This window comes from Pseudomonas sp. NFACC25, from assembly GCF_900100935.1.
GTDB lineage: Bacteria > Pseudomonadota > Gammaproteobacteria > Pseudomonadales > Pseudomonadaceae > Aquipseudomonas > Aquipseudomonas marginalis.
Window position 1 is genome coordinate 1 of the sequence record NZ_FMUC01000030.1, and the last position, 2,042, is coordinate 2,042.

The 2,042-nt window shown below is 56.0% G+C and carries 2 protein-coding genes; both read right to left on the bottom strand.

Annotated features, from left to right (window positions below; all coding sequences use genetic code 11):
• Positions 1-46: 46 nt before the first annotated feature.
• Positions 47-1,579, bottom strand: coding sequence for an IS66 family transposase (locus BLQ09_RS30825; RefSeq protein ID WP_092359833.1), 1,533 nt, complete (start codon positions 1,577-1,579; stop codon positions 47-49).
• 18 nt (positions 1,580-1,597) lie between these two features.
• Positions 1,598-1,957 carry an IS66 family insertion sequence element accessory protein TnpB gene (gene tnpB, locus BLQ09_RS30830; RefSeq protein WP_019412232.1) on the bottom strand — a complete coding sequence of 120 codons (360 nt, stop codon included), beginning with the start codon at positions 1,955-1,957 and terminating at the stop codon, positions 1,598-1,600.
• Between the last annotated feature and the right edge of the window lie 85 nt (positions 1,958-2,042).

Below are 2,042 nucleotides of genomic sequence, written 5' to 3' on the forward strand. Positions count from 1 at the left end.
CGTAAGCGCTCCATAAACCCCACCTGTTCAAAAATAGGCGGCGCGCTTAGCTAGGCGATGCGGGCGAACAGTTCCACGGCAGCAAGGCTTCGTAATCTTCAACCGAGGTTGCCTGTGGCAGGCGCTCAAGGGCGTGGCGCAGCCACGCATAGGGCTCTTGGCCGTTGGCTTTAGCCGTCTCGACCAAACTGTAAAGTTGAGCGCTGGCCGTCGCGCCTTTGGGCGTGTCGCTGAACAGCCAGTTCTTGCGCCCGATCACGAAGGGCCGGATCGCACGCTCGGCCGCATTGTTGTCGATCGGCAAATATCCGGCTTCGGTGTAGCGCACCAACTTGATCCAGTTGCTGGCCAAGTAGCTGATGGCTTTGCCCAGTGCATTTTGCGCCGTCACTTGTGGCTGGGTTTTCTCCAACCATGTTTGCAATTGGGCCAACACCGGCAAGCTGTTTTGCTGTCGGCTTTCGTGGCGATGTTCATCGCCGACTTCTTTTAAATCTCGCTCGATACCGTACAGCTTGTTGATCAGATTCAGGGCGATATCGGCACGCCCGGTTTTACCTTTAGGCTGCACCTTTTGCGCCTCGACAAACTTGCGTCGTGCATGGGCCCAACAGCCTAAACGTTCGACACCGGACTGCGCGCCCAAGGCGTTGTAACCAACATAATCGTCGGTCATCAGGTAGCCGCGATAACCTTCGAGCAGGCGCGACGGAACCTCCTGCGCCCGGCTGGTCGAGTAGTCAAAAAGGATCACAGGCTGATTAGGCGGTCCGCCGGTTTGCACCCACATCCAGGATTGACTGGTCGGCTCTCGATCAGGCTCTTTCATCACCTGTACACGCGTTTCGTCGCAGTGGATGACGCGACTTCCCAGCAGTCGATCCCGCATCAAGTTGAGCAAGGGTTGCAGGTGTTCGCCGCACTGGATAACCCAGCGCGCCAAGGTCTGGCGTGGGATATCGATACCGTGGCGGCCCAGCACTTTTTCGAAGCGGTGAAGCGGTAAGCCATCGACGTATTTGGTCGTCAGCAGCATCGCCAGGACACTTGGGCTGGCCATGCTTTTTTCAATCAGTTGAGCGGGCTTGTCCGCGGTAACCGGTGCGGTCTCGCAATCGCGGCAACCGTAGATCTTGCGGACATGTTTGATCACACGGATTTGCATCGGCACGATCTCCAGCTGCTCGCTGATTTCCTCACCAATGGTGTGCTTGCGGCAACCGCAGGCGCAGGTCAGTTCGTGCTCGGGCAGTTCGTGGATGACGTCGATGCGCGGAAGATCGGCGGGCAGAGGCTTGCGTTTACCGCGATGTTTGGTCGGAGCGACAACCTCTTCTTCCACCGTTTCGTCGACAGACTCGGCCACGCTTTCAACTTCGTTGAACAAGGCCATTTGCGGGGTCGCGGGATCGGCTGTCTGCTCTGACTTACGCCCGAAAAGGCGCTGACGCAACAACGCGTTTTCTTCTTCGAGATGAACGATCTTGCCCTTATCCGACTCGCGCTCACTCAGCATTTGCTCAAGCAGTTGCTTGAGCAAAGCAGGGTCGTCAGGAAGGTCTTTGGGCATGGAAATCATGCCCTGGATTATACCGAATCAGGCGACAAATCGAGGCGTCAAAACTTGATGCGGGCGGTTGCGCCACAAATCAAAACCATCCAATAACCAGTTGAGTTCTTGAACCGTCAGCACGATGGCTTCATCCGAACAATCCGGCGATGTTTTGAAGCGCTCGGACTCCAGCCGCTTTAGCCAAAGGCAAAAACCGTTACGCTCCCAATACAAAATTTTCACTCGGTTTCGAGGCTTGTTGAGGAACACGAAAAGTACCGGGTCAAACACCGCGACCTTAATGTCCAGTTCGACCAGAGCGGCTAGGCCATCGATGGATTTTCGGAAGTCGACGGGTTTGGGGTAGAGATAGACTTTTTCGACTTTTGCGTCGGGACGCATCATGAGGTGCTGGCTCCGGAAAGGAATCGGGAGCACAGCATCGGGGATCAGATGGTGACTTTGAATGTGGGGTTCATGGAGCGCTTAC